Raw genomic sequence first — 26,189 nt, 5'->3', positions numbered from 1 at the left:
TGATAACGCAAAAACCGGCGCCAAAGCCCGTAGAGGTGACAGCGGACCGGCATCAACAGCTGCGTGTGCGATAGACATTGTGTCCACCAGCAGGGACCGAGCGGCAAACAGTTTTCGGGAAAGACTTCGGCGGAAGGGAGCCTGAGACCGTGCAGCGAAAGAGGTGCCTCCCCGGCCTTCCCGGCCGCGCCGGGAGCACCGCCCGCACCGCCGCCCTCCTCGCGCTCGGCCTCGGCATCGGCCTCACCGGCTGCTCCGCCGGCGCCACGGCGGAGGACGTCACCGTCGACGCCAAGGCCGGCCCGGCCGCCGCCGCCGCGCCCCCCGGCCGCTACCGGACCCTCTTCGAGCCCTGCGGTTCCGTTCCGCAGGCCACCCTCAAGGACCTCCTCCCGGGCGCCGCCGCCCTGCCCGACCCCGAACGCGCCAAGGCGTACCGCGGCACCGCCGCCGTCACGTACGACACCGACCGGCGCGTCGGCTGCGCCTGGAAGGCCGACACCCCCGACGCCTCGCACCGGCTCGTCCTCGACGTCGAGCGGGTGGTCTCCTACGACCCCGCCGTGAGCGACGACACCCGGGCTCAGGAGGTGCTCGTCCGCAAGCAGACCGCCGCGGACATCCCCCTCCCGCCGACGGCCCCGCCTCCCACCACGCCGCCCACGAGCCCCGCACCCCCCACCGGCCCCGGCGGCACCACCGTTCCCGGCACCCCGGCGGTCACTCCCGTGGCCCACGCCTCCGGCGAAGCCCCCGCCGTGGGGGCGACCGCCTCGGCCGCCCCCACGGGCACCACCGGCCCCACGGCGAGCCGGCCCGCCACGCCCACGGCGCCCCCCACCCCCACCGCGACCTCCACCGGCCTGGAGCCCCGCGTCCTCGACGGGCTCGGGGACGCCGCGTTCCTCGACGACGTGCTCCGCCCCGTCGGCGCCAGCGCCCGCCAGCGGGTCGTGAGCGTGGTGTTCCGCACATCCAACGTCATCGTCACCGTCACCTATCAGGAGCGGACCGCCCGTTCCGCCGAGGCCCCCGACAGCGGGGAACTGCAGGAAAAGGCCCGGAACCTCGCCCGGCTGCTCGCCGAACGCCTGGAGGAGTAGCCGCTCGCCTCCGCTCCGTGAGCGCGCGGCGACCACGTAACGTGTGGCGACAGCCGGACCGGACCGTACGACAAGCGACTGAAGGAACCATGCAGCGATCAGCCCCGCGTCTCTCCCGCATCCTCGCCTGCGCAGCCGTCCCTGTGATGCTCGTCGCCACCGGCTGCTCCTCGGACTCCGACGGCGGCGCCGGTGCCGGCTCCGCCCAGGACAAGGCCTCGGCCTCCGCCTCCGCGTCCTCGTCCGCCACGCCCTCGCCGACCCCGACGGTCGAGCCGGCGAAGTTCGCCGAGCTGCCCCAGGCCTGCAAGGCGATCACCGAGAAGACCACGGCCTCGCTCGTCCCCAAGGCGAAGAACAAGAAGGGCACCGCGGCGGCCTCCACCGACCTCACCAGCCGGGGCGGCTGCGCCTGGAACGGCCTGGACGACAAGGGCGTCAAGGGCTCGCAGTACCGCTGGCTGGACGTGTCCTTCTACCGGTACGAGTCGGACCCGTCGCTCGGCAGCGGCCAGGAGCGCGCGCGGGAGAACCTCGCCAAGGAGCTCGCGAAGGTCCAGGCGACGCCGGGCGCGAAGAAGCTGAAGACGGCGCCGGCCACCGGCATCGGCGACGAGGCCACCTCCGTGGCGTACCAGGTGCACAAGACGGACGAGGACTTCGTGTACGCCTCGATCGTGGCGCGCACGGGCAACGTGCTGGTGCTGCTGTCGTACAACGGCGCCGGGTACGCCGGTGCCGCCACACCCACCGAGAAGGCGATCATGGACGGCGCCGTGAAGGCGGCCAAGGAAGCCGTCACCGCGGTGGCCGCGGCCAACAAGTAGTCACGAACCCGCGCAGAGTGGCACAGGCGAACGGAGCCCGGCCCTCCCCCGGAGGCCGGGCTCCGCGCGCGTGTGCCAGTCTGTGCGCGCCGGATGTGGATCGACGGGAGGGGATCGCGGGTGGCCGCGATGCAGCTGACACGCACACACCGAATACTCATCGGCCTCGTGATCGGCGGTGCGCTGATCATCGCGGGGATCGGCTTCGCCGGTTCCTACGCCGCCGTGCGTGAGCTCGCGGTGCACAAGGGTTTCGGCGATTTCTCCTACTTCTTCCCGATCGGCATCGACGCGGGCATCTGTGTCCTGCTCGCCCTGGACCTGCTGCTGACCTGGCTCCGGATCCCGTTCCCGCTGCTGCGGCAGACGGCCTGGCTGCTGACGGCGGCCACCATCGCGTTCAACGGCGCGGCGGCCTGGCCGGATCCGCTCGGCGTCGGGATGCACGCGGTGATCCCCGTCCTCTTCGTGGTGGCCGTGGAGGCCGCCCGGCACGCGGTGGGGCGGATCGCCGACATCACGGCCGACAAGCACATGGAGGGCGTCCGGCTGACGCGCTGGCTGCTCTCCCCGGTGCCGACGTTCCGGCTGTGGCGGCGGATGAAGCTGTGGGAGCTGCGCTCGTACGAGCAGGTGATCAAGCTGGAGCAGGAGCGGATGATCTACCAGGCGCGGCTCCAGGCCCGGTACGGGCGGGGATGGCGGCGCAAGGCCCCCGTGGAGGCGCTGATGCCGCTGCGCCTCGCGCGGTACGGGGTGCCACTGGCGGAGACGGCGGCGGCGGGTCTGGCGGCGGCCGGTGTGGAGCCGCAGCTGCTGCCGCCGGCGCCGCAGCAGCAGTTGCCGGCGGCGGTGAACGCGGCTCCGGCTCCGGTGGGCGCGGCGGCCGGACCGGCCGGCGCGGCCGGGACCGCTGCCCGGCAGCCCGGGGAGCGCCAGGAGCTGCCGCAGATGGCCCCGGTGAACCACGAGAGCCCCTGGTTCGACGCGCAGCAGATCTCGAAGGAGTCGTACGAGGGCACGTACAACCCGCAGATCGTGGAGGGCCTGGAGCCGACGCCGGTGCCCGTCCCGCAGGGACCGGAGGACCTTCCGCCGCCGGGACCGGAGGAGTTCGTCCCGTATCCGGAGTACGTGGAGGAGCCGCAGGCGCCGGTGGACGAGTTCGAGGAGGTCGTCCACAAGGTGAGCTGGCGTTACGTGACGGAGCAGGACCGTTTCCCCGAGGAGGCGGAGCTGGCGCGGGACGTGGCGCGCGAGTACGGCCTGGAGGAGTTCCCGGACGAGGAGCTGGGGCGGCTGCGGGCCGCGATCCCCGGCGCCCGCGAGCGGGTGCTGCGCACGCGCGAAGAGGTCGACACGCCCTGACGGCGGGCGATCGGACACACGGAAGGGCCGCCGCCCGGCTTCGGACGGCGGCCCTTGCGCGTACGGTCAGGAACCGAGCAGCTTGCGCACCCGGTCCGCGCCCACGGCGAGGAGCAGGGTGGGCAGGCGCGGCCCGGTCTCACGGCTCACCAGGAGCTTGTAGAGCAGGGCGAAGAAGGCGCGCTGGGCGACCTTCAGCTCGGGAGTGGGCTTGGCCTCGGGGGTGAGACCGGCCATGACCTTCGGAACGCCGTAGACGAGCGTGGTGAGCCCGTCCAGCGACCAGTGGGTGTCCAGGCCCTCCAGGAGCAGCCGCAGCGAGGTGCGGCCCTCCTCGTCCAGCGAGGCGAGCAGCTCGGTGTCGGGCTCCTCGCGAACGATGGTGCGCTGGTCGGCCGGGACCTGGGTGGTGATCCAGTTCTCGGCCCGGTCGAGCCGCGGGCGGACCTCGTCCAGGCTGGTGACCGGGTTCTCCGGGTCGAGGTCGGTCAGGATCCGCAGGGTCTGCTCGTCGTGGCCGGCGGTGATGTCGACGACCGAGGCGAGCGTCCGGTACGGGAGCGGGCGCGGCGTGCGGGGCAGCTCTCCGGCGGCCGTGCGGGCGGCCCGGGAGTGCGCCGCGGCGTCCGCGGGGAGCACGGAGCCGTCCGCGACCTTGGCCTCCAGCTTGTCCCACTCGTCGTAGAGGCGCTGGATCTCCTGGTCGAAGGCGATCTTGAACGACTGGTTGGGCTTGCGGCGGGCGTAGAGCCAGCGCAGGAGCTGCGGCTCCATGATCTTCAGCGCGTCCGCCGCGGTGGGCACGCCGCCCTTCGAGGAGGACATCTTGGCCATGCCGCTGATGCCGACGAAGGCGTACATCGGGCCGATGGGCTGCACGCCGTCGAAGATGCGGACGATCTGGCCGCCGACCTGGAAGGAGGAGCCGGGCGAGGAGTGGTCGACGCCCGAGGGCTCGAAGATCACGCCCTCGTAGGCCCAGCGCATGGGCCAGTCGACCTTCCACACCAGCTTGCCGCGGTTGAACTCGCTGAGCTTGACGGTCTCCGCGAAGCCGCACGCCGAGCAGGTGTAGCCCAGCTCGGTGGTGTCGTCGTCGTAGGAGGTGACGGTGGTGAAGTCCTTCTCGCACCGCCCGCAGTACGGCTTGTACGGGAAGTAGCCGGCGCCGCCGCCCGAGCCGTCGTCCTCGGCCGCCGCGCCGGAGCCCTCGGCGGCCTCCAGCTCGGCCTCGTCGACCGGCTTCTGGGACTGCTTCTTGGGGGCCTTCTTGGTGCGGTACTGGTCGAGGATCGCGTCGATGTCGGCGCGGTGGCGCATGGCGTGCAGGATCTGCTCGCGGTAGACGCCGGAGGTGTACTGCTCGGTCTGGCTGATCGGCTCGTAGGGCACGCCGAGCTCCGCCAGCGCCTCGACCATGGCCGCCTTGAAGTGCTCGGCCCAGTTCGGGTGCGGCGAACCGGCCGGCGCCGGGACCGACGTCAGCGGCTTGCCGATGTGCTCGGCCCAGCTCTCGTCGATGCCCTCGACACCGTTGGGCACCTTGCGGTAGCGGTCGTAGTCGTCCCAGGAGATGAGGTGCCTGACCTCGTGTCCCCGGCGGCGGATCTCGTCGGCGACCAGGTGCGGGGTCATGACCTCGCGCAGGTTGCCGAGGTGGATGGGACCGGACGGGGAGAGGCCGGAGGCGACGACGACCGGTTTGCCAGGCGCACGTCGCTCCGACTCGGTGATGACCTCGTCCGCGAAACGGGAGACCCAGTCGGTCTCGGTGCTGCTCTGAGCCACGGTCGGTACGTCCTTCTTTCTGGTATGCCCGCAACGCCTTACGCCGGCCATTCTCCCAGACGGAGCGAGCCGCTCCGAGGTTGTCCACAGGCCGGAGTCCACCGGTCGGGTCCGTCCACAGGCGAGGGGGCCGGGGGAGAAAACACGTTGCCCGCCCGTGGGACACTTGACAAGCGAAATCGCCCACCCCGACACGACAACAGGAACGGAAGCTCATGGCCTCGGTCCCTTCCCTCGCTTCGACCGTGCAGCAGCGCCTCGCGGAAGGCCTCTCGGCAGCCCTGCCGGAGGCCGGGTCCGCCGACCCGCTGCTGCGACGAAGCGACCGGGCCGATTTCCAGGCCAACGGCATCCTGGCGCTCGCCAAGCGGCTGAAGGGCAACCCGCGGGAGCTCGCGACGAAGGTCGTCGAGGCCATCCCGGCCAACGACGTCCTCGGCGAGATCGAGGTCTCGGGCCCCGGCTTCCTGAACATCACCGTCACCGACGCGGCCATCGTGCGCACGCTCGCGGCCCGCGCGGCGGACGACCGGCTCGGCGTGCCGTTCAACGAGTCGGCCGGCACGACGGTCATCGACTACGCCCAGCCGAACGTGGCCAAGGAGATGCACGTCGGCCACCTGCGGTCCGCCGTGATCGGCGCGGCGATGGTGGAGATCCTGGAGTTCACCGGCGAGAAGGTGGTCCGGCGCCACCACATCGGCGACTGGGGCACCCAGTTCGGCATGCTCATCCAGTACCTGGAGGAGCACCCGCACGAGCTGGACCACAAGGACGCCGAGATCACCGGCGAGGAGGCGATGTCCAACCTGGACCGCCTCTACAAGGCGGCGCGCCGGCTGTTCGACGCCGACGAGGAGTTCAAGACCCGGGCCCGGCGCCGGGTGGTCGACCTCCAGGCCGGTGATCCGCGGACGCTCGCCACCTGGCAGAGGTTCGTCGACGAGTCGAAGATCTACTTCTTCTCCGTCTTCGAGAAGCTCGACATGGACATCCGCGACGAGGACATCGTCGGCGAGTCGGGCTACAACGACATGCTGAACGAGACGTGCCGGCTCCTGGAGGAGTCGGGTGTCGCGGTCCGCTCCGAGGGCGCGCTGTGCGTCTTCTTCGACGACATCAAGGGCCCGGACGGCAACCCGACCCCGCTGATCGTCCAGAAGTCGGACGGCGGCTTCGGGTACGCGGCGACCGACCTGTCCGCGATCCGGGACCGGGTGCAGAACCTGAAGGCGTCCACGCTGCTGTACGTGGTGGACGCCCGGCAGGCGCTGCACTTCCGGATGGTCTTCGAGACCGCCCGCAGGGCCGGCTGGCTGAACGAGGACGTGAAGGCGGTCCAGCTGGCCTTCGGCACGGTCCTCGGCAAGGACGGCAAGCCGTTCAAGACGCGTGAGGGCGAGACGGTCCGGCTGGTGGACCTGCTGGACGAGGCGATCGACCGCGCCTCGGCCGTGGTCCGCGAGAAGGCCCAGGACCTCACGGAGGAGGAGATCGCCGAGCGCGGCGCCCAGGTGGGCATCGGCGCGGTGAAGTACGCGGACCTGTCGACCTCGGCCGCCCGTGACTACAAGTTCGACCTGGACCAGATGGTCTCGCTGAACGGCGACACCTCGGTGTACCTGCAGTACGCGTACGCGCGGATCCAGTCGATCCTCCGCAAGGCCGGGGACGCCAAGCCGGCCGCGCACCCGGAGCTGGCGCTCGCGCCCTCGGAGCGCGCGCTCGGTCTGCACCTGGACGCCTTCGGCGAGCTGGTGGCCGAGACCGCCGCCGAGTACGCGCCGCACAAGCTGGCGGCGTACCTCTACCAGCTGGCGTCGCTGTACACGACGTTCTACTCGGAGTGCCCGGTGCTGAAGGCGGACACGGCGGAGCAGGTGGAGAACCGTCTGTTCCTGTGCGAGCTGACCGCCCGGACGCTCCACCGGGGCATGGCGCTCCTGGGCATCCGCACCCCCGAGCGCCTCTGACGCCCACCCGCACGACACGGCACCGGAAGGCCCCGGTACGGACCTCGTGATCCGTACCGGGGCCTTCCGGCGTCCCGTCGTACCCGGGGACCGCCCGGAAGGCTCCCTCCGCGGCCGTACGGCGGCGTGTCCGCCCCTACGGGGTCAGCGGGGGATCGGGTGCGAGGTGCGTCCGGAGACCTCGTCGATCTCCGTGTGGGCCTTCTGCAACAGCTGGGAGGCGAGGTCCATGAGGGCCCGCGCCCCGGCGATCTCCTCCCCCACCCGCAACTGCTCGGGGTCGGAAGGGTGTCGATTCGCCGTTCCGTGGGCACGGAACTCCGTACCGTCGGTGAGCCGCACCATGGCCGCCGCCCGCGTCCGGTCGCCCTCCTCCTTGAACTCCATCTCCACATGCCATCCCACGAGGGTGTGCATCATGAGGACCACCTCCGGCGAGGTACCTGTCGGCGCTCGTACTTCTCCAGGGTGCGCCGCCCCGCCGTTCCTTACCAATCGGTGCGTTCCTGAGGGAAAAGTCGGTACTTGTGGGGCAAGACGCCCCCGACGATGATCGAAAGCGAGCCGCGAGGGCGGCTCCTCCCCCTCATCCTCGTCACTGGAGTCATGTCCCATGCCTGAGAACACCCCGGCTGCCCGCGTCTCCGTCCTCGGCCTCGGCCTGATGGGGAGCGCCCTGGCCTCGGCCTTCCTGAAGGCCGGCCACGAGGTCACCGTGTGGAACCGGTCGGCCTCCAAGACCGGCCCGCTCGTCGCCCAGGGCGCCAAGCCCGCCGGCACGGCGACGGAGGCCGTCGAGGCCGGCCCCCTGGTCATCCTCTGCCTGCTGACCAACGACAACGTGGGCGAGCTGCTCGCGACGCTTCCCGAGTCCCTGGCGGGCCGCACCGTCGTCAACCTCACCAACGGCACCCCGGCGCAGGCCCGCGCGCTCTCGGAGCAGGTCACGGAGCGCGGCGGCCGCTACGTGGACGGCGGCATCATGGCCGTCCCGCAGATGATCGCCGGCCCCCACGCGTACGTCTTCTACAGCGGTGACGAGGAGGCGTACAAGGAGCACGAGGCGACCCTGGCCGCCCTCGGCGGCACCCGCTGGACGGGCACGGACCCGGGCTTCGCCGCCCTGCACGACCTCGGTCTGCTCACCGGCATGTACGGCATGATCATCGGCGTGGTGCAGGCGCTGGCCCTGGTCCGCACCGAGAACATCCGCGCCGAGGAGTTCAGCGGCCCGCTGGTCGAGTGGATCCAGGCCATGCTGGGGATCGTCCCGGGCATCGCCCAGGCGATCGACTCCGGTGAGCACCTCACCGACGTGTCGAGCCTGGCGGTGAACCAGTCGGCGTTCCCGAACTTCCTGGAGACCTTCGCCGCCCAGGGCGTCAGCTCCGAGCTGTTCGAGCCCTTCCAGGCCCTGCTGGACCGCTCGATCGCCGAGGGCCACGCGGCGGACGGCCTCTCCCGCCTGGCGGAGATGCTCAAGGCCGGGAAGTAACCCCCGGCCCCCTCGGGTGGTGTCCCGCCGGTCGCGCCGGCTTCCTCCCCCGGCCCGATCGGCGGGTCACCACCCAGGTCCCGCACGCGTCCGCGCCGGGCTGTGCGGAGCCCGGTACGGCCCACGGGGCGCGGTCAGCGTCCGATCATGCGGGCGGCCTCGGTCGCCCAGTACGTGAGGATCATCCCCGCCCCGGCCCGCCGGATGCCGGTGAGGGTCTCCAGGATCGCCCGGTCCCGGTCGATCCAGCCCTTCTCGGCCGCCGCTTCGACCATCGCGTACTCCCCGCTGATCTGGTACGCGGCGACCGGCACGTCCACGGCCTCGGCGACCCTCGCCAGCACGTCGAGGTACGGGCCGGCGGGCTTCACCATCACCATGTCCGCGCCCTCCTCCAGGTCCAGGGCCAGCTCGCGCAGCGACTCGCGCAGGTTGGCCGGGTCCTGCTGGTAGGTCTTGCGGTCACCGGTGAGCGAGGAACCGACGGCCTCCCGGAAGGGACCGTAGAAGGCCGAGGAGTACTTGGCCGTGTAGGCGAGGATGGAGACGTCCTCCTTGCCGATGGTGTCCAGGGCGTCGCGGACGACGCCGACCTGGCCGTCCATCATCCCGGACGGGCCGACGACGTGGACGCCGGCGTCGGCCTGGACCTGCGCCATCTCGGCGTAACGTTCCAGCGTGGCGTCGTTGTCGACCCGGCCCTCGGCGTCCAGGACCCCGCAGTGGCCGTGGTCGGTGAACTCGTCGAGACACAGGTCCGACATGATCACCAGCTCGTCGCCGACCTCGGCGCGCACGTCCCTGATCGCCACCTGCAGGATGCCGTCCGGGTCCGTGCCGGCCGTCCCCGCGGCGTCCTTCTTCGCCTCCTCGGGCACCCCGAACAGCATGATCCCGGAGACCCCCGCCGCCACCGCCTCCACGGCCGCCTTCCGCAGGGTGTCCCGCGAGTGCTGGACGACACCGGGCATGGCCGCGATCGGAACGGGCTCGGTGATCCCCTCGCGCACGAACGCGGGAAGGATCAGGTCGGCGGGATGCAGCCGGGTCTCGGCCACCATCCGTCGCATGGCAGGCGTCGTCCGCAGCCGCCGCGGCCGCGCCCCGGGAAAGGATCCGTACGAGTTCATGCCCCGAGGCTACGCCCGCGGCCCCCGTGCACTTACCGACACGGTGTTGAGCCGGACGCCCACGGGCAGGAGGACGGAAAAGCGGCGGGGTGCGGGCCCTCCCCGAGGGCCCGCACCCCGCCGAAACCGCTGACCGGAACCGCTGTCGCGCCTACGTGGTGCGCCGCCTGCGCGCACCCGGACGGCGCTCGCTCGGACGCGTCACGGGGTCACCCGCCTCCAGCGCGGCGGCCCGCCGCCGCAGCCCGAACTCGGCCAGCGCCTCGGCCAGCTTGTGCACCGACGGCTCCGGCGACAGCACGTCGACCCGCAGGCCGTGCTCCTCCGCCGTCTTGGCGGTCGCCGGGCCGATACAGGCGATCACGGTCACGTTGTGGGGCTTGCCGGCGATGCCGACCAGGTTCCGCACCGTGGACGACGAGGTGAACAGCACCGCGTCGAACCCACCGCCCTTGATCGCCTCACGGGTGTCCGCCGGAGGCGGCGAGGCCCGCACGGTCCGGTAGGCGGTGACGTCGTCGACCTCCCAGCCCAGCTCGATGAGCCCGGCCACCAGCGTCTCCGTCGCGATGTCCGCGCGCGGCAGGAAGACACGGTCGATCGGGTCGAAGACCGGGTCGTACGGCGGCCAGTCCTCCAGCAGACCGGCGGCGCTCTGCTCCCCGCTGGGCACCAGGTCCGGCTTCACACCGAAGTCCACCAGCGCCGCGGCCGTCTGCTCGCCGACCGCCGCCACCTTGATCCCGGCGAAGGCCCGGGCGTCGAGCCCGTACTCCTCGAACTTCTCGCGCACCGCCTTGACGGCGTTCACCGAGGTGAAGGCGATCCACTCGTAGCGCCCGGTGACCAGGCCCTTGACCGCGCGCTCCATCTGCTGCGGGGTACGCGGCGGCTCCACGGCGATCGTGGGCACCTCGTGGGGCACGGCCCCGTACGAACGCAGCTGGTCGGAGAGCGAGGCGGCCTGCTCCTTGGTGCGCGGCACGAGCACCCGCCACCCGAAGAGGGGCTTCGACTCGAACCAGGACAGCTGGTCCCGCTGCGCGGCGGCGCTGCGCTCACCGACCACGGCTATCACCGGCCGGTGGCCCTCGGGCGAGGGCAGGACCTTGCCCTGCTTGAAGACCTGGGCGATGGTCCCGAGCGTCGCGTTCCAGGTGCGCTGCCGGGTGGTCGTACCGGCGATGGTGACGGTGAGCGGGGTGTCCGGCTTACGCCCCGCCGCCACCAGCTCGCCGGCGGCCGCGGCCACCGAGTCCAGGGACGTGGAGACGACCACGGTCCCGTCGGAGGCGCCGACCTCCGCCCAGCACCGGTCGTCGGCGGTGCGGGCGTCGACGAAGCGCACGTCGGTGCCCTGCGCGTCACGCAGCGGCACACCGGCGTACGCCGGCACGCCGACGGCGGTGGCGACACCGGGGACGACCTCGAAGGGGATGCCCTCGGCGGCGCAGGCGAGCATCTCGGCGCCCGCGTTCCCGTCCAGGCCGGGGTCGCCGGTCACCGCACGGACGACCCGCCTGCCGCCCCGCGCGGCCTCCATGACAAGATTGGCCGCATCCCTCAACACGGGGACACCGGCGGCTGTTGACGACTCGTCAACGACCGTCAGCTCCGGCGTGCTCACGCCCGCGCGCGCATGGCAGCGGACGACGTCGAGGACGTCCGGCTCGGCGATCAGGACGTCCGCCCCGGCGAGGGCCTCCACGGCCCTCAGGGTCAGAAGCCCGGGATCGCCCGGGCCTGCGCCGAGGAACGTGACGTGTCCGTGGCCCGCGAGGGCCGGGGAGACGGGGCTGGTGGTCGGGCTGGTGGGGTTCAATGTGCTCGCTCCCCCATAAGACCGGCCGCGCCCTTGGCGAGCATCTCGTCCGCGAGTTCGCGTCCGAGAGCCACCGCCTCGTCGTGCGAGGTGGGTACGGAACCGGTGGTGGACAGCTGCACCAGCGTCGAGCCGTCGGTGGTGCCGACGACGCCGCGCAGGCGCATTTCGGTGACAACCTGCCCGTGACCGGGGTCGTCGGTCAGCAGATCGGCCAGCGCACCCACGGGTGCGGAGCAGCCGGCCTCCAGAGCGGCGAGCAGGGATCGCTCGGCGGTCACGGCGGCCCGCGTGCGCGGGTCGTCGAGAGGCGCGAGCGCGGCGACGAGTTCGGCGTTCGACGCCAGGCACTCGACCGCCAGGGCCCCCTGACCGGGGGCGGGCAGGACCGCGTCGACCGACAGGGCGTCGTGCGACAGGGTGCCGAGGAGCTCGGCGGTCCCTCCGATGCGGTTGAGACCGGCCGCGGCGAGAACCACCGCGTCCAGCTCCCCGCTGTGGACGTAGCCGACCCGGGTGTCGACGTTGCCCCGGATCGGGACGCAGCTGACCTCCAGACCGTGGCTGCGCGCGTAGGCGTGCAGCTGGGCCATGCGCCGCGGCGAACCGGTGCCGATCCGGGCGCCCTGCGGCAGCCGGTCGAGCGTGACGCCCTCGCGGGCGATCAGCACGTCGCGCGGGTCCTCGCGGCGCGGGATCGCGGCCAGCACCAGATCGGGGTGCTGGGCGGTCGGCAGGTCCTTCAGGGAGTGGACGGCGAAGTCCACCTCACCGGCCAGCAGCGCGTCGCGCAGGGCGGCGACGAAGACGCCGGTGCCGCCGATCTGCGCGAGGTGCTCCCGGGAGGTGTCCCCGTACGTCGTGATCTCCACGAGCTCGACGGGCCGGCCGGTCAGCTGCCGGACGGCGTCGGCCACGTGCCCGGACTGGGCCATGGCGAGCTTGCTGCGCCTGGTCCCGAGCCTCAGTGCCCTCTCGGTCATACTCGCCCTCGGTTCTTGACGTCGGCGTCATTCAGGTCGGCCCGGCTGACGGAGGCCACCGTCTGCGGGTCGAGGTCGAAGAGTGTCCGCAGCGCGTCGGCGTACCCGGCGCCGCCGGGCTCACTGGCCAGCTGCTTGACCCGCACGGTCGGCGCGTGCAGGAGCTTGTCCACCACGCGTCGCACGGTCTGGGTGATCTCGGCGCGCTGCTTCTCGTCGAGACCGGGGAGCCGCCCTTCCAGGCGGGCCATCTCACCCGCGACCACATCGGCGGCCATGGTGCGCAGGGCGACCACGGTCGGCGTGATGTGGGCGGCGCGCTGGGCGGCGCCGAAGGCGGCGACCTCGTCGGAGACGATGCCCCGCACCTGGTCGACGTCGGCGGCCATGGGCGCGTCGGCTGAGGCCTCGGCGAGCGACTCGATGTCGACGAGCCGGACACCGGCGACGCGGTGGGCGGCGGCGTCGATGTCGCGCGGCATGGCGAGGTCGAGCAGGGCGAGCGGGGTCGCGCGGACCGCCACCGCCGCCTCGACGGCCTCGCCGGTGAGGACGAGTCCGGTGGCGCCGGTGCAGGAGACGACGACGTCGGCACGGGTCAGTTCGTCGCCGACGGCAACCATCGGGACCGCGCGCGCGGCCACTCCCGTACCACCGGGCTCGGTGAGGATCTGTACGAGCCGCTCGGCGCGGGCCGTGGTGCGGTTGGCGACGACGATCTCGGAGACCCCGTTGCGCGCCAGGGTGGCGGCGGCGAGCGAGGACATCGAGCCGGCGCCGATGACCAGGGCCTTCTTGCCCTTGGCCCAGGTCTCGACGTCGGGCCCCTCGGCGAGCTGCTCGAGACCGAAGGTGACGAGCGACTGCCCGGCCCGGTCGATCCCGGTCTCGCTGTGGGCGCGCTTGCCGACCCGCAGCGCCTGCTGGAACAGGTCGTTCAGGAGGCGGCCCGCGGTGTGCAGCTCCTGCCCGAGGGCGAGGGCGTCCTTGATCTGACCGAGGATCTGGCCCTCGCCGACGACCATGGAGTCCAGGCCGCAGGCCACCGAGAAGAGGTGGTGGACGGCCCGGTCCTCGTAGTGCACGTAGAGATACGGAGTGAGCTCCTCCAGCCCGACTCCGCTGTGCTGGGCCAGCAGCGTGGACAGCTCGGCGACACCGGCGTGGAACTTGTCCACGTCGGCGTAGAGCTCGATGCGGTTGCAGGTGGCGAGGACGGCGCCCTCGGCGGCCGGCTCGGCGGCGAGGGTGTCCTGGAGCAGCTTGACCTGGGCGTCCGCCGACAGCGCGGCCCGCTCCAGGATGGAGACCGGGGCGCTGCGGTGGCTGAGGCCGACGACGAGGAGGCTCATGCCGGCATCACGGCGGGGACGTCCCCGTCGGGTCCCTTGCGGCCGCTGCCACCCGTGGTGCCACGGGGGGCCGGCGGCACGACGGCCGCGGCGGCGGGGGCACCGGCCGCCTCGCCTGCGGACGCCGCCGCGGTGTCGGCGCCCGGCTCCTCGCCCGCCTTGCGCTGCTCGTGGAAGGCGAGGATCTGGAGCTCGATCGACAGGTCGACCTTCCGGACGTCCACGCCGTCGGGCACCGAGAGCACGGTGGGGGCGAAGTTCAGGATGGAGGTGACCCCGGCGGCCACGAGCCGGTCGCAGACCTGCTGGGCGGCGCCGGCCGGGGTGGCGATGACGCCGATGGAGACCCGGTCCTCCTCGATGATCTTCTCGAGGTCGTCCGTGTGCTGCACGGGCATGCCGGCGACCGGCTTGCCCGCCATCGCCGGGTCGGCGTCGATCAGCGCGGCGACGCGGAAGCCGCGCGAGGCGAACCCGCCGTAGTTGGCGAGGGCCGCGCCGAGGTTTCCGATGCCGACGATGACCACGGGCCAGTCCTGGGTCAGGCCCAGTTCCCGGGAGATCTGGTAGACGAGGTACTCGACGTCGTAACCGACACCACGGGTGCCGTACGAGCCGAGGTAGCTGAAGTCCTTGCGCAGCTTCGCGGAGTTGACGCCGGCCGCGGCCGCGAGCTCCTCGGAGGAGACCGTGGGTACGGAGCGTTCCGACAGCGCGGTGAGGGCGCGCAGGTACAGCGGAAGCCGGGCGACGGTGGCCTCGGGAATTCCTCGGCTACGGGTCGCCGGTCGGTGAGTTCGGCCAGTTGCCACGGTGCTCCTGCGGGATGAGCGGGGCTTTAGGCGGCCATATGTCCCAAGACCGCCCCGTCGACAGCAGGCTATGTCTTTGTGAACGCGTGCACAAAGATGGTGTCCGATTTGTCTGCCCAAAGTGACCGGGGTCACGCGGCCGGTTCCCTGTATGACGGAACCGCGGAGCACCGCGGAGCGTTGACATCCCGAAGGGGGCAAAGCCGCACACTCTCCTCACGAGCCCGCCCCCGAAACCCAACAAAACGTCCACGATGGTAACCGGGTTTCGGTCACCCACCCAGTTCACGCCGGAGCCGCTCGGCGTCCACCCGCCAGAAGGTGTGCTGCTCGCCGTCGACCAGGACGACGGGGATCTGCTCCCAGTACGCCCGGTGAAGCGCCTCGTCGCGCGTGATGTCCTTCTCCTCCCAGACCGCCCCGGTCTCGGCGCAGACCGCCTCGATCACCGCGCGGGCGTCGTCGCAGAGGTGACACCCCGGCTTGCCGATCAGTGTCACGGTGCGGGGCGACGCGGGATCCTTCTTCTTCGTCCGTCCGAACATGCCGTCCATTCTGCGCGCCGCCCGCCCGGTCCCCGGCCACCGAGGGAGTCACCCGGTGTTCACGCCTCCGCAGTCCCACAAGTCGGGAAGTTCCGAACGGACTGGCTATGCTCACAGCATGTCCCTCCCGTCGCCCGACCACCGCCCCGGTTGGAACCCCTACGGGACTCCCCCTCGCTGGGGATGGCTCACCCGCCGCGGGCGCTCCGCCACGGCCCGCAGCGTCCTGGCCGGCGAGGCCGCCGCCGAAGCGGCGCGCAAGACCTCCCTCCAGCTGGAACAGGAGCGGGAGGAGGAGGCCACCGGGCCCGCCGAACCGGAGTTCCCCGTCGCCGGGGACGTCCACGCCGCCGCCTTCTTCGACCTCGACAACACCGTCATGCAGGGCGCCGCGATCTTCCACCTCGGCCGCGGCCTCTACAAGCGGAAGTTCTTCCAGCGCCGGGAGCTCGCCCGCTTCGCCTGGCAGCAGACCTGGTTCCGGCTGGCCGGCGTCGAGGACCCCGACCACATGCAGGACGCCCGCGAGAGCGCCCTGTCCATCGTCAAGGGCCACCGCGTCTCCGAGCTGATGTCGATCGGCGAGGAGATCTACGACGAGTACATGGCCGGCCGCATCTGGCCCGGCACCCGCGCCCTCGCCCAGGCCCACCTGGACGCGGGCCAGAAGGTCTGGCTCGTCACGGCCGCCCCCGTCGAGACCGCCACGATCATCGCCCGCCGCCTCGGCCTGACCGGCGCGCTCGGCACGGTCGCCGAGTCCGTCGACGGCGTCTACACCGGCAAGCTCGTCGGCGAACCCCTGCACGGCCCCGCCAAGGCGGAGGCGGTACGGGCGCTCGCCGCCGCCGAGGGACTCGATCTCGCCCGCTGCGCCGCGTACAGCGACTCCCACAACGACATCCCGATGCTCTCGCTCGTCGGGCACCCGTACGCCATCAACCCGGACGCCAAGCTGCGCAAGCACGCCAAGGAGCGCGACTGGCGGCTGCGGGACTACCGGACCGGCCGCAAGGCGGCCAAGGTCGGCATCCCGGCCGCCGCGGGCCTGGGCGCCGTGGCCGGCGGTACGGCGGCCGCGGTCGCCCTGCACCGCCGCCGCCGCTGATCCGGCCGTCTCCCCGCCGATACGTTTCGGCTGCGATCATCTGCGACAACCCCGGACCGGACGCCCTCACCCGTCCGTGGTCGAACACCACCGCACAGGTCGACCACCAGGCATTCCCGCCCCCTTACCCAGCAGCGGCGCCGATCACTCCCCCGCTCCGCACTTGAGCACAACGCAGCGCCCACGCGATCACACTCGGAAGCAAACCGATCAATAACCGGTCATCAATCCCGCTCCGATCTGTCGTCAAGTAGTAACGGATACGACGGAATCGATGATTTGAGCAACTGGGTGTAGCGCTCCCTGTACGAAGCGTTATTCTCCTCAGACGCACAGCGGAACCCTCGCGTCGCCACGACGAGTGAACGGTCCCGCACTGCACGTGATGGAAGCTCTGCCTCTGGGAGTCCCGTGTACCCACACGTCGGGGTTGACACCTCGGGCCTGGCTACGCTGCGCGCAACGGTCCTCGACCACTTGCGCGGCTTCGTCCCCACCGCGTACGCCGGCCCCGTCCCCGCCTTCGCCTTCGCCGCACCGGCACCCGCCGGCCCTTGCTATGCCCTGGCCGACGGCGGGGCCGCCGTGGGCAGACGGAGCGCCCGCGGCGCCGGAACCTCGACCGCCGCCCGCCGCCCCACCGCCGACAGCGACAGCGCCCGCATGATGGACCTGGTCGAGCGCGCCCAGGCGGGCGAGGCCGAGGCCTTCGGGCGCCTGTACGACCAGTACAGCGACACCGTCTACCGCTACATCTACTACCGCGTCGGCGGAAAGGCGACCGCGGAAGACCTCACCAGCGAGACGTTCCTGCGCGCCCTGCGCCGGATCTCCACCTTCACCTGGCAGGGCCGCGACTTCGGCGCCTGGCTCGTCACCATCGCCCGCAACCTGGTCGCCGACCACTTCAAGTCCAGCCGCTTCCGCCTCGAAGTCACCACCGGCGAGATGCTCGACGCCAACGAGGTCGAACGCAGCCCGGAGGACTCCGTCCTCGAGTCCCTCTCCAACGCCGCCCTGCTCGACGCGGTCCGCCGCCTCAACCCCCAGCAGCAGGAGTGCGTGACCCTCCGCTTCCTCCAGGGCCTGTCGGTCGCCGAGACCGCCCGCGTCATGGGGAAGAACGAAGGCGCCATCAAGACCCTCCAGTACCGCGCCGTCCGGACCCTGGCCCGCCTCCTCCCGGACGACGCCCGCTGACCCCGCGTCCCCACGCGCCCCCCACACCCGTCCCCTTCGCGGAACCCTTCCGACCCCCGGAGGGGCCCGCCACCTTCCCGTCCCACGTCCCCTCACCGCCCCTCCCGGGCCCCCTCCCCCCACGCCACCACTGCCCTCCCAACTCACAGTCGGTGACGCCCTCATGACGGACTGGTCCGATCATCCTTCGCGCGTAACCCAAGTGCCGCGCCGCTCGTTGTGCGAAATGCAGGCTCCCTGTGGTCACGCCCTGCCCGCAGACACTCACTCGTTCGTGTGGATGTGCTCAAGGTGTGCAACCTTCCGGACCCCGAGGGGAGTCGACCGTCATGACGAGAGGAGGTGCCGCCAGTGATCGCGAACGTATCGGCGCACCGGCGGGCGAACGCCTTCGCCCAGGCCCTGGAGGACCGGACGTCCGAGGGCGCGGCGGCCGAGCAGCCCGAGGCCCCGGCCGAACCGGCCGAGCAGGGGCGACTGCTGGCCTTGGCGAGCGGGCTCGGCGAACTGCCGAAACCGCAGATGGACCCCGAGGTCAAGGTGGTGCAGCGAGCCCAGCTCGTGGCCGCCATGGAAGCGATGCTCGCGGAAGGAACCGCCGCCGCGGGCCCTACCGTGCCGGAGCAGCGGACGAGCGGCAAGGGAGCCCACCGGGCCTCCCCGCTGCGCAAACTCCGCCCCCGCTCCCGCTGGACCAAGGGCCTCGCCGCAGGCGGACTCACGGTCGGTGTGGCCGCGGGCGCCTTCGGCGGAGTGGCCGCTGCCAGCTCCGACGCCCTGCCCGGTGACTCGCTCTACGGGCTCAAGCGGGGCATGGAGGACATCAAGCTGGGGATGGCGGACGACGACGCCGACCGCGGCGGCATCTACCTCGACCAGGCCTCCACCCGGCTGAACGAGGCCCGCCGGCTCATGGAGCGGGGCCGCTCCGGCGACCTCGACCACGAGTCCCTCGCCGAGATCCGCCGGGTCCTGGGCGGCATGAAGCACGACGCCGTCGAGGGCCACCGCCTGCTCCGCCAGGCGTACCAGCGGGACGGCGAGATCGCCCCCATGGCCCGGCTCAGCTCCTTCGCCCAGGCCCACCGGGACACCTGGGACGGCCTGCGCGAGCGGCTGCCCGTGCAGCTCGCCGACGTCGGCAGCGAGGTGACGGACGTCTTCGACGCCATAAACGAAGACGTCGAGCCGCTCCAGTCCGTGCTGCCCCGCACCCCCGAGAAGGGCGCGGTCGGGTCCCCGAGCCCCGGCACCAGCACCCACGCCCCGGGCGGCAGCCCCCAGGGCACCGACACCCATCAGCCACCCACGACCGGGGCGTCCCCGTCGGCGGGCGGCGACTCCGCCGGCCCGCGCCCCTCGGACAGCACTCCGGGCTCCGGTACGAGCACCGGGGCGGGACCGGGACAGGGCACCGCCCCCGCCCCGGACAGCGGCACCACGTCACCCGAGGACGACGGGCTCCTCGGCGGCGGCACCGGTGGCATTCTCAAACCCTCCCCGACGGGCTCCCCGACAGCCCCGCCGGTCGAGGAAGCGATCCCGGAGCAGCCGGACGTGACACTCCCGCCGCTCCTGCCGGGCCTGCTGCCAGGCCTCGGCATCGACAGCGAGGACGCGCACTGAGAAGGCGGAAGGGGCGCCCCCGGCCACGGGGGCGCCCCTTCCGCCGTACAGCGGCCCTCAGAAGAACACCGACCGCCGCTGCACCAGCAGCTTGTACAGCGTGTGCTGGATCTGCTCCCGTACCTGATCCGTCAGGTTGAACATCAGCATCGGGTCCTCCGCCGCCTCCGGCGGATGGTCACCCGTCGCGATCGGCTCCCCGAACTGGATCGTCCACTTCGTCGGCAGCGGCACCATCCCCAGCGGCCCCAGCCACGGGAACGTCGGCGTGAGCGGGAAGTACGGGAATCCCAGCAGACGCGCCAGCGTCTTCGCGTTGCCGATCATGGGGTAGATCTCCTCCGCCCCCACGATCGAGCAGGGCACGATCGGCACGCCCGCGCGCAGCGCTGTCGAGACGAAGCCGCCCCGCCCGAACCGCTGGAGCTTGTACCGCTCCCCGAAGGGCTTGCCGATCCCCTTGAAGCCCTCCGGCATCACCCCCACGATCTCGCCCGCCCGCAGCAGCCGCTCCGCGTCCTCCGCACAGGCCAGGGTGTGCCCGGCCTTGCGGGCCAGCTCGTTGACGACCGGAAGGACGAACACCAGGTCCGCGGCGAGCAGCCGCAGGTGCCGCCCCGCGGGATGGTGGTCGTGGACGGCGACCTGCATCATCAGCCCGTCCAGCGGCAGCGTCCCGGAGTGATTGGCGACGACGAGGGCCCCGCCCTCGGCCGGGATGTTCTCGACGCCCTTCACCTCCACCCGGAAGTACTTCTCGAACACCGGGCGCAGCAGCGACATGAGGACCTGGTCGGTCAGCTCCTCGTCGTAGCCGAACTCGTCGACCTCGTACTCCCCGGTGACCCGCCGCCGCAGGAAGGCGAGCCCGCTCGCGAGCCGGCGCTCCCAGCCGCCGCCCCCGGAACGGGCCGTCGGCGTCCCTTCCCCCGCGTCCGGGGCCTCCTCCGGCTCCGGGGGCCCCGCGGGCCGGGAGGGCGCCCGCAGCGGCGCTGGCAGGGCCCGTACGGCCGCCGCCTCGCCCTCGGCCCGGGAGGGCCGCCGCCGGGCCCGCGAACGGTCGTCGTCGAACGGAATGACCTTGGCGTCCGCCATCGCTGTCCAGTTCTCCTCAGGCGCCGTCGTGGAAGGGGGGCGAAGCAGGGGAAGTCGGAGAGGCCGGAGAGGCCGGCGCGGGAACGGTGACGCGCCGGGCCGACGAGGCCTCGTACGGAGTGGCGGGAACGGCCAGCCGGTCCGCGAGCCGGTCCACCGCCCCGGCGAGCAGCTCCGGCGGCAGCAGTCCCGCCCCGCGGCTGCGCGCGAAGTCGGCGAAGGCCTCCGCCGTGGTGTAGCGGGGCGCGAAGCCGAGCACCTCGCGCATCTGGACGGTCGAGACGACCCGGCCGTGCGTCAGGAGCCGGATCTGTTCCGGCGCGAAGTCCGTCACACCGATGGCGCGCAGGGCCGAGCCCACCCAGGTGACCGCCGGCAGCAGCACCGGCACGGTCGGCCGGCCGAGCCGCCGCGCGCACTGGGAGAGCAGCAGCACCCCGTCACCCGCGATGTTGAAGGTGCCGCTGTTCAGGCCCGCCCGGCGCGACTCGTGCGCCACCAGGCGCAGCACGTCGATCACATCGTCCTCGTGGACGAACTGGAGCCTGGGGTCGTAGCCGAACACGGTCGGCAGGACCGGCAGCGACAGGTACTCGGCCAGCGGGGAGTCGGCCCGGGGCCCGAGGATGTTCGCGAACCGCAGCACGCACACGGCGACGTCCGGGCGGCGCCGGGCGAAGCCCCGCACATACCCCTCCACCTCGACGGCGTCCTTGGCGAAACCGCCACTGGGCAGCGACTTCGCGGCGGTGGACTCGGTGAAGACGGCCGGGTCGCGGGGCGCCGAGCCGTACACGTTCGTACTGGACTTGACCACGAGCCGGCTGACGCGCGGCGACTTCTGGCAGGCCCCGAGGAGCTGCATCGTCCCGATGACGTTGGTCTCCTTGACCGACGTACGGCCGCCGCCGCCGAGCGCCGTCCCGGTGACGTCCATGTGGACGACCGTGTCGACCTCGTGCTCGGCCAGGACCTTCGCGATGGCGGGGCGCCGGATGTCCGCCCGTACGAACTCGGCGTCCCCCAGGGGGTGGACCGGCTCGACCGCGTCGACGGCCACCACCCGCTCCACCTCCGGGTCCCCCTGGATCCGGCGTACGAAGCGGCCCCCGAGCTGCCGGGCGGCCCCGGTGACGAGCACGACCTTGCCCAAGATCAGCGCCTTCCGTCCGTGTTCCGTTGGTCGCCACCGTAGCGCTTCCGGATCGCGGCGCAATAAAAACGTGGCCCTCCACCGGAAAGGTGGAGAGCCACGTCTCACGCACGAAAAGCTGCGCTCGCAGCCGTCGCTTACTTCTTGTTGCGACGCTGCACGCGCGTGCGCTTGAGCAGCTTGCGGTGCTTCTTCTTGGCCATCCGCTTGCGCCGCTTCTTGATAACAGAGCCCACGACTACCCTCGCTCACTTCTTCTCACTCGGTGCGGGGCGTCTGGGCCCACACGACCTACGTCGGCCTAGCCTACCGTCCCGAGCACCGCGCTCGTAATCCGAGGGCCGGACTCAGCTCACCAACCGTTCGGCCGCGCGCTCGCTACGCGGTCCCCACCCCCACGAAGGACTCCCTCAGGTACTCGTGAACCGCCTGTTCCGGGACCCGGAAGGACCTGCCCACCCGGATCGCCGGCAGATGACCGCTGTGCACCAAGCGGTACACGGTCATCTTGGACACGCGCATCACCGAGGCGACTTCCGCCACGGTCAGAAACTTGACCTCGTTGAGAGGCCGTTCAGCAGCAGCCATGACCCACCTGTACCTTCCGCTACGCGACGCCCACCGGCTTCCCCTCCGGTGACTCTTCGTCGCCGAGCGCTCACACCCAGACTAGGGGCGGGTGGTACGAGTGGGGAAGAGGAGCCACCTTCGGCTGTTTACCGTGACAGACACGCTCGATTGAGTACATAGCGCGTGAGGGGGCGGTAGGAGGCGGAGCGCACGCCGTCGTCCACCGGTACGGCCACGGACACCTGCCCCTCCGCCTCTCCGACGAACAGCGCGGGATCATCCGTATCGGCGAGCCCGATGGCTTCGATACCCAGCTGACCTGCGCCGCAGACCCATCCGTGGTCGCCGATCACCAGCTCGGGCAGCGGCCCGCCGGACTCGGCCGCGCTCTCCAGGGCGGCCCGGACCGGCAGCGCGGAGTGGGAGTGCGCCCCCGGCACACGCCCGTCGGGCGGCGGTCCCGGCTCCCGCACGAACGCGACCCCGCGTACGTGGTCGAGGACGTACGTACGTAGACCGAACCGGGTCGTCATGTCGACACATCTCCCCTGCGCGGGGGTGAGGACAGGACATCCCGCCGACGACAAAGCGTCTGCGAGCGCGACGTAGAAACCGAGCAGACGGTGCGGATGACCGGTCCCGAACAGCACCGGAGCCCGCCGCGCCGCGGCCTCCCCCAGCCGCGCCGCGAAGGCGTCGAGCCGGCGCACCGTACGCTCCGGATCGATGACGTCGAGCCCCGACCGGTGCGACGGGTCACCCGACACCCCGCACTTCTCGGCCATCAACCGCAGCAGATCGGCCTCGCCCCACCCCCCGGCGGGATCGAGACCGAGCAACACCCGGGGGTCCCGCGCCGCGAACAGCCGATAGCTGCGCAGGCTCGCCTCCCGCGTCGTCGCGACCGTCCCGGCCAACCCCGCCGCCAACAGATGCGCCCGCAGCGCCCCGGTACTCAACACCCTCCCGATGCTGCCGGGAAAACACCTGCCGTGACGTCAGAATCCGTGCGCCGCCGCACCGTTGGCGTAACTGCGAGGGTACGTGTCAGGGCAGCAGGCCACGCAGCGGGAACACCGCCCGACGGGTGGCGAGCACCGACTGATCGAGCCGGTCGGCCGGGTCGTAACCCTCGGCCCAGTCCCGGAAGCCGACCGGCCACCGCCCGTCCGTCATCCGCTCCGGCCCCCGCTGCCGGGTCCGCGCGTACACCTCGTCCCGCCACGACGGCGGGATCACCGACGCCGGCCCGACCGGCGCGTGCGCCGCGATCCCCACCAGGTGCGTCCACGACCGGGGCACGACGTCGACCACGGCGTACCCGCCCCCGCCCAGCGCCACCCAGCGCCCGTCCGCGTGGGCGTGCGCCAGTTCGTGGCAGGCCTCCTGCACCGCCCGCTGCGCGTCCAGCGACACCGCCAGGTGGGCCAGCGGGTCCTCGAAGTGGGTGTCCGCGCCGTGCTGGGTGACGAGCACCTGCGGCCGGAACTCCGCGAGCAGTTCCGGTACGACGGCGTGGAAGGCCCGCAGCCAGCCGGCGTCGCCGGTCCCGGCCGGCAGCGCCAGGTTCACCGCCCCGCCCTCCGCCGCTCCGGACCCACCCGTCTCCTCCGGCCAGCCCGTCTGCGGGAACAGCGTCCTCGGGTGCTCGTGCAGCGAGATCGTCAGGACCCTCGGGTCGTCCCAGAACGCCGCCTGCACCCCGTCCCCGTGGTGCACGTCCACGTCCACGTACGCGACGCGCTCGGCACCGAGCTCGAGGAGGCGGGCGACGGCCAGCGAGGCGTCGTTGTAGATGCAGAACCCGGAGGCGGCACCGGGCATCGCGTGGTGCAGTCCGCCCGCGAAGTTCACCGCGTGCGCGGCCTCCCCGCGCCACACCGCCTCGGCGGCCCCCACCGACTGGCCGGCGATCAGCGCGGACACCTCGTGCATCCCGGGGAACGCCGGGTCGTCGACCGTGCCGAGCCCGTACGCATGGTCGGCCCGCCGCGGCTCGGCGGACGCCGCCCGCACGGCCGCCACGTAGTCCTCGCGGTGGACCAGCCGCAGCGTGGAGTCCCCGGCGGGCTTGGCGGCCACCACGTCGACGGCCCGGTCGAGCCCGAAGGCCCGCACCAGTCCCATGGTCAGCGCGAGCCGCACCGGGTCCATCGGGTGCTCGGGCCCGAAGTCGTACCCGGTGACAGCTTCATCCCACATCAACAGTGTGCGGCCGCTCATGCCCGCCACCGTATCGGGCGCCTCGCGCGCCGAACGACGTGGCGTACACCACCGTCACCAGGACGAGGACCATCGGCACGAGCATCGCGCCCCGGTAGCTCCAGGCCTCGCCGAGCGCCCCGACGAGCGGTGAGCCGATGAGGAAGCCCACGTAGTTGAAGACGTTGAGCCGGGCGACGGCCGCGTCGCTGTCGCCGGGGAACAGCCGCCCGGCGGCGGCGAAGGTCTGGGGTACGAGCACGCTCAGGCCGAGGCCGAGCACGGTGAACCCGGCGAGCCCCGCCCAGGCCGCCGGCGCCACCGCCACCACCGCGAACCCGAGGGCCGCGAGGACGGCCCCGCCCCTCACCACGGCGGCCGCCCCGAACCGCCGCACGGCCGGGTCCCCGACCGCCCGCCCGAGGAGCGTCGTCACCATGTACGCGTTGTACGGCACGGTCGCCAGCTCCTCCGAACCGCCGAGCACGTCCTGGAGGTACTTCGCCGACCAGTTGGAGACGGTGGAGTCGCCGATGTACGCGAAGCTCATCACCAGGCAGAGCGGCAGCAGCAGCCGGAACGGCACTCCGCCCGCCGCCCGCCCGGCTCCGCTCCCGTCCTCGGGCACGCGGTCCCCGTCGGCGTACCACCGGCTCGCGGCGAGGGCGGCGGGCAGCAGGACGGCGACGGCGGGGAGGTACGACATCAGCAGCGTCAGGTCCCCGTACGCCCCGGCCCACGCCAGCGAGGCGCCGAGGATGCCGCCGAGGCTGTACGAGGCGTGGAAGCCGAGCATGATGCTCCGCCCGTACGCCCGCTGGAGGTTGACCCCCAGCATGTTCATGGCCGCGTCCAGGGCGCCGACGGCGAGCCCGAACCCGCCGAGGACGAGGGCCGCCTGCCACAGTTCGTTCCCGGCGCCGACGCCCAGGAGTGCCAGGAGGACGAGGGGCTGGGCCCACCGCAGCACGGCGGCGGGCCCGGCGCGGGCGGCGAGCTTCTCGGTCACCACGCTCGCGACCCCGGCGAGGACGGGCACGGCCGCGAGGAAGGCGGGCAGCAGCCCGTCGGATATGCCGTACCGGTCCTGGACGGCCGGTATGCGGGTCACGAGCAGGGCGAAGGTGACCCCTTGCACGAAGAAGGCGACCGCCAGGGAGACCCGCCCACGCCGCAACCGCGCATCCGTCATGGCGGCTCAGCGTAGGACCGGCACCTACCGCTGGGTAGTCCGGTCACAGACCCAATGTGGCGGGCAGTTCCTCCATCCTCCGGAGGTACCCGCGGGCTCCGGGAAGCTTCTCGGCGGGAGTCATCGCGGTGAATCCGTACACGTCCATGCCGGCCGCCAGGGCGGCCCGCACGCCGAGGCCGCTGTCCTCGACGACCACGCACCGCTCGGGGGCGACGCCCATGCGGGCGGCGGCGTGGAGGAAGAGGTCGGGTTCGGGCTTGCCCCGGCCGACGTCCTCGGCGCTGAAGATGTTCTCGTCGCGGAACCAGCTGTCGAGCCCGGCGGTGCGGTGTCCGACGCGGATGCGTTCGTGGCTCCCGGAGGAGGCGACGCAGTACGGGATCTCCTCGCGCGCGAGCCGGCCGAGGACCTCGGCGGCCCCGGCGACGGCCCGCAGCTCCTTCTCGAAGGCGGCGAAGACCCGGGCGTGGAAGGTGTCGTCGAACTCCGCCGGCAGCCGCTGCCCGGTCCGCTCCTCGATGAGCTCGTGGATGCGGTGCATGGCGGAGCCCATGTAGTCCCGCACCGACTCCTCGTAGGTGGTGGGGTGCCCGAGCTCGGTGAGGTAACCGGCGAGGAGCCGGTTCGATATCGGCTCGCTGTCGACGAGCACCCCGTCGTTGTCGAAGATGACCAGGTCGTAGCGCATGACCACACCTTAGGGGTCCGGAACGCAGGAAAGCCCCGCACCAGAAGGTGCGGGGCTTTCCCACAATAATTGTTCGGCGGCGTCCTACTCTCCCACAGGGTCCCCCCTGCAGTACCATCGGCGCTGAAAGGCTTAGCTTCCGGGTTCGGAATGT

The 26,189-nt window shown here is 72.1% G+C and carries 24 protein-coding genes and 1 rRNA gene; 8 read left to right on the top strand and 17 right to left on the bottom strand.

Features of this window, described 5'->3' with window-relative positions; translation table 11 throughout:
- Positions 1-149 precede the first annotated feature (149 nt).
- From ABTY40_RS22930 to ABTY40_RS22920, 3 genes are all read left to right on the top strand, one after another.
- Entirely contained in the window at positions 150-1,103 is a 954-nt protein-coding gene (locus tag ABTY40_RS22930) for a DUF3558 domain-containing protein (RefSeq protein WP_352061235.1), read from the top strand.
- An 89-nt stretch (positions 1,104-1,192) separates the two neighbouring features.
- On the top strand, positions 1,193-1,930 hold the full coding sequence (locus tag ABTY40_RS22925) for a DUF3558 domain-containing protein (protein WP_352061234.1): 738 nt from the start codon (positions 1,193-1,195) through the stop codon (positions 1,928-1,930).
- Positions 1,931-2,059: 129 nt separating this feature from the next.
- The gene (locus tag ABTY40_RS22920; RefSeq protein WP_352061233.1) at positions 2,060-3,298 is read left to right on the top strand and encodes a DUF2637 domain-containing protein; all 1,239 of its coding nucleotides are present in this window, start codon (positions 2,060-2,062) and stop codon (positions 3,296-3,298) included.
- A gap of 66 nt (positions 3,299-3,364) precedes the next feature.
- On the opposite strand, the gene lysS is transcribed toward ABTY40_RS22920, so the two are convergent.
- The gene (lysS, locus tag ABTY40_RS22915; protein ID WP_352061232.1) at positions 3,365-5,137 is read right to left on the bottom strand and encodes a lysine--tRNA ligase; all 1,773 of its coding nucleotides are present in this window, start codon (positions 5,135-5,137) and stop codon (positions 3,365-3,367) included.
- A gap of 164 nt (positions 5,138-5,301) precedes the next feature.
- Between lysS and argS the strand changes: the two genes are divergently transcribed.
- On the top strand, positions 5,302-7,059 hold the full coding sequence (argS, locus tag ABTY40_RS22910) for an arginine--tRNA ligase (RefSeq protein WP_352061231.1): 1,758 nt from the start codon (positions 5,302-5,304) through the stop codon (positions 7,057-7,059).
- Positions 7,060-7,203: 144 nt separating this feature from the next.
- Here the strand turns inward: argS and ABTY40_RS22905 are convergent, their stop codons facing one another.
- Positions 7,204-7,476, bottom strand: coding sequence for a DUF1876 domain-containing protein (locus ABTY40_RS22905; protein ID WP_309054139.1), 273 nt, complete (start codon positions 7,474-7,476; stop codon positions 7,204-7,206).
- A 196-nt stretch (positions 7,477-7,672) separates the two neighbouring features.
- Here ABTY40_RS22905 and ABTY40_RS22900 point away from each other — a divergent pair, with 196 nt between their 5' ends.
- Positions 7,673-8,554, top strand: a complete 882-nt coding sequence (locus ABTY40_RS22900; protein ID WP_352061230.1) for an NAD(P)-dependent oxidoreductase — start codon at positions 7,673-7,675, stop codon at positions 8,552-8,554.
- Positions 8,555-8,688: 134 nt separating this feature from the next.
- On the opposite strand, the gene hemB is transcribed toward ABTY40_RS22900, so the two are convergent.
- From hemB to ABTY40_RS22870, 6 genes are all read right to left on the bottom strand, one after another.
- Positions 8,689-9,684 carry a porphobilinogen synthase gene (gene hemB / locus ABTY40_RS22895; RefSeq protein WP_352061229.1) on the bottom strand — a complete coding sequence of 332 codons (996 nt, stop codon included), beginning with the start codon at positions 9,682-9,684 and terminating at the stop codon, positions 8,689-8,691.
- A 151-nt stretch (positions 9,685-9,835) separates the two neighbouring features.
- Entirely contained in the window at positions 9,836-11,506 is a 1,671-nt protein-coding gene (locus tag ABTY40_RS22890) for a bifunctional uroporphyrinogen-III C-methyltransferase/uroporphyrinogen-III synthase (RefSeq protein WP_352061228.1), read from the bottom strand.
- The gene (gene hemC / locus ABTY40_RS22885) at positions 11,503-12,489 is read right to left on the bottom strand and encodes a hydroxymethylbilane synthase (protein ID WP_352061227.1); all 987 of its coding nucleotides are present in this window, start codon (positions 12,487-12,489) and stop codon (positions 11,503-11,505) included. The genes ABTY40_RS22890 and hemC overlap by 4 nt, the downstream gene beginning before the upstream one ends.
- Positions 12,486-13,841, bottom strand: coding sequence for a glutamyl-tRNA reductase (locus tag ABTY40_RS22880; RefSeq protein ID WP_352061226.1), 1,356 nt, complete (start codon positions 13,839-13,841; stop codon positions 12,486-12,488). Before ABTY40_RS22880 ends, hemC begins: the two co-directional genes overlap by 4 nt.
- Positions 13,838-14,653, bottom strand: coding sequence for a redox-sensing transcriptional repressor Rex (locus tag ABTY40_RS22875; RefSeq protein WP_352061225.1), 816 nt, complete (start codon positions 14,651-14,653; stop codon positions 13,838-13,840). Before ABTY40_RS22875 ends, ABTY40_RS22880 begins: the two co-directional genes overlap by 4 nt.
- Before the next feature lie 272 nt (positions 14,654-14,925).
- Positions 14,926-15,207, bottom strand: coding sequence for a glutaredoxin family protein (locus ABTY40_RS22870; RefSeq protein ID WP_352061224.1), 282 nt, complete (start codon positions 15,205-15,207; stop codon positions 14,926-14,928).
- Between the two features lie 109 nt (positions 15,208-15,316).
- Here ABTY40_RS22870 and ABTY40_RS22865 point away from each other — a divergent pair, with 109 nt between their 5' ends.
- From ABTY40_RS22865 to ABTY40_RS22855, 3 genes are all read left to right on the top strand, one after another.
- Positions 15,317-16,306: an HAD family hydrolase gene (locus ABTY40_RS22865; RefSeq protein WP_345287275.1), complete on the top strand. Its 990-nt coding sequence runs from the start codon at positions 15,317-15,319 to the stop codon at positions 16,304-16,306.
- A gap of 411 nt (positions 16,307-16,717) precedes the next feature.
- Positions 16,718-17,506, top strand: a complete 789-nt coding sequence (locus ABTY40_RS22860) for an ECF subfamily RNA polymerase sigma factor, BldN family (protein WP_352061223.1) — start codon at positions 16,718-16,720, stop codon at positions 17,504-17,506.
- Between the two features lie 351 nt (positions 17,507-17,857).
- On the top strand, positions 17,858-19,132 hold the full coding sequence (locus ABTY40_RS22855) for a DUF5667 domain-containing protein (RefSeq protein WP_352061222.1): 1,275 nt from the start codon (positions 17,858-17,860) through the stop codon (positions 19,130-19,132).
- Between the two features lie 57 nt (positions 19,133-19,189).
- On the opposite strand, the gene ABTY40_RS22850 is transcribed toward ABTY40_RS22855, so the two are convergent.
- The 9 genes from ABTY40_RS22850 to rrf form a co-directional block, all read right to left on the bottom strand.
- Positions 19,190-20,227: a lysophospholipid acyltransferase family protein gene (locus ABTY40_RS22850; RefSeq protein WP_352061221.1), complete on the bottom strand. Its 1,038-nt coding sequence runs from the start codon at positions 20,225-20,227 to the stop codon at positions 19,190-19,192.
- 16 nt (positions 20,228-20,243) lie between these two features.
- The gene (locus ABTY40_RS22845; RefSeq protein ID WP_352061220.1) at positions 20,244-21,380 is read right to left on the bottom strand and encodes an NAD-dependent epimerase/dehydratase family protein; all 1,137 of its coding nucleotides are present in this window, start codon (positions 21,378-21,380) and stop codon (positions 20,244-20,246) included.
- A 137-nt stretch (positions 21,381-21,517) separates the two neighbouring features.
- Positions 21,518-21,616, bottom strand: coding sequence for a 30S ribosomal protein bS22 (locus tag ABTY40_RS22840; protein WP_003948845.1), 99 nt, complete (start codon positions 21,614-21,616; stop codon positions 21,518-21,520).
- Positions 21,617-21,758: 142 nt separating this feature from the next.
- Complete coding sequence (locus ABTY40_RS22835) at positions 21,759-21,968, bottom strand: helix-turn-helix domain-containing protein (RefSeq protein ID WP_309052275.1); 210 nt, start codon at positions 21,966-21,968, stop codon at positions 21,759-21,761.
- A 128-nt stretch (positions 21,969-22,096) separates the two neighbouring features.
- On the bottom strand, positions 22,097-22,912 hold the full coding sequence (locus ABTY40_RS22830) for a phosphatase (protein ID WP_352061219.1): 816 nt from the start codon (positions 22,910-22,912) through the stop codon (positions 22,097-22,099).
- A gap of 85 nt (positions 22,913-22,997) precedes the next feature.
- On the bottom strand, positions 22,998-24,173 hold the full coding sequence (locus tag ABTY40_RS22825) for an acetoin utilization protein AcuC (protein ID WP_352061218.1): 1,176 nt from the start codon (positions 24,171-24,173) through the stop codon (positions 22,998-23,000).
- Positions 24,142-25,344: an MFS transporter gene (locus ABTY40_RS22820; RefSeq protein ID WP_352061217.1), complete on the bottom strand. Its 1,203-nt coding sequence runs from the start codon at positions 25,342-25,344 to the stop codon at positions 24,142-24,144. Before ABTY40_RS22820 ends, ABTY40_RS22825 begins: the two co-directional genes overlap by 32 nt.
- Before the next feature lie 43 nt (positions 25,345-25,387).
- A complete protein-coding gene (locus tag ABTY40_RS22815) occupies positions 25,388-26,035 on the bottom strand; it encodes an HAD family hydrolase (RefSeq protein WP_352061216.1) in 648 nt (215 codons plus the stop codon).
- Positions 26,036-26,106: 71 nt separating this feature from the next.
- Positions 26,107-26,189 (bottom strand): 5S ribosomal RNA (gene rrf, locus ABTY40_RS22810); the annotation flags it as partial.

This window comes from Streptomyces sp. NPDC126503, assembly GCF_040302405.1.
Classification (GTDB): Bacteria; Actinomycetota; Actinomycetes; order Streptomycetales; family Streptomycetaceae; genus Streptomyces; species Streptomyces gulbargensis.
The sequence above is the reverse complement of the archived record's forward strand: the minus strand, read 5'-3'. Positions and strand labels throughout refer to the sequence as shown.

Coding starts and splice junctions, on each gene's coding strand:
- ABTY40_RS22900 (WP_352061230.1), top strand. CDS start 7,673: ATGCCTGAGAACACCCCGGCTGCCCGCGTCTCCGTCCTCGGCCTCGGC.
- hemC (WP_352061227.1), bottom strand. CDS start 12,489: ATGACCGAGAGGGCACTGAGGCTCGGGACCAGGCGCAGCAAGCTCGCC.
- ABTY40_RS22835 (WP_309052275.1), bottom strand. CDS start 21,968: ATGGCTGCTGCTGAACGGCCTCTCAACGAGGTCAAGTTTCTGACCGTG.
- ABTY40_RS22905 (WP_309054139.1), bottom strand. CDS start 7,476: ATGCACACCCTCGTGGGATGGCATGTGGAGATGGAGTTCAAGGAGGAG.
- ABTY40_RS22870 (WP_352061224.1), bottom strand. CDS start 15,207: ATGGACGGCATGTTCGGACGGACGAAGAAGAAGGATCCCGCGTCGCCC.
- ABTY40_RS22880 (WP_352061226.1), bottom strand. CDS start 13,841: ATGAGCCTCCTCGTCGTCGGCCTCAGCCACCGCAGCGCCCCGGTCTCC.
- ABTY40_RS22865 (WP_345287275.1), top strand. CDS start 15,317: ATGTCCCTCCCGTCGCCCGACCACCGCCCCGGTTGGAACCCCTACGGG.
- lysS (WP_352061232.1), bottom strand. CDS start 5,137: ATGGCCGGCGTAAGGCGTTGCGGGCATACCAGAAAGAAGGACGTACCG.
- ABTY40_RS22925 (WP_352061234.1), top strand. CDS start 1,193: ATGCAGCGATCAGCCCCGCGTCTCTCCCGCATCCTCGCCTGCGCAGCC.
- ABTY40_RS22850 (WP_352061221.1), bottom strand. CDS start 20,227: ATGGCGGACGCCAAGGTCATTCCGTTCGACGACGACCGTTCGCGGGCC.
- argS (WP_352061231.1), top strand. CDS start 5,302: ATGGCCTCGGTCCCTTCCCTCGCTTCGACCGTGCAGCAGCGCCTCGCG.
- ABTY40_RS22820 (WP_352061217.1), bottom strand. CDS start 25,344: ATGACGGATGCGCGGTTGCGGCGTGGGCGGGTCTCCCTGGCGGTCGCC.
- ABTY40_RS22920 (WP_352061233.1), top strand. CDS start 2,060: ATGCAGCTGACACGCACACACCGAATACTCATCGGCCTCGTGATCGGC.
- ABTY40_RS22815 (WP_352061216.1), bottom strand. CDS start 26,035: ATGCGCTACGACCTGGTCATCTTCGACAACGACGGGGTGCTCGTCGAC.
- hemB (WP_352061229.1), bottom strand. CDS start 9,684: ATGAACTCGTACGGATCCTTTCCCGGGGCGCGGCCGCGGCGGCTGCGG.
- ABTY40_RS22825 (WP_352061218.1), bottom strand. CDS start 24,173: ATGAGCGGCCGCACACTGTTGATGTGGGATGAAGCTGTCACCGGGTAC.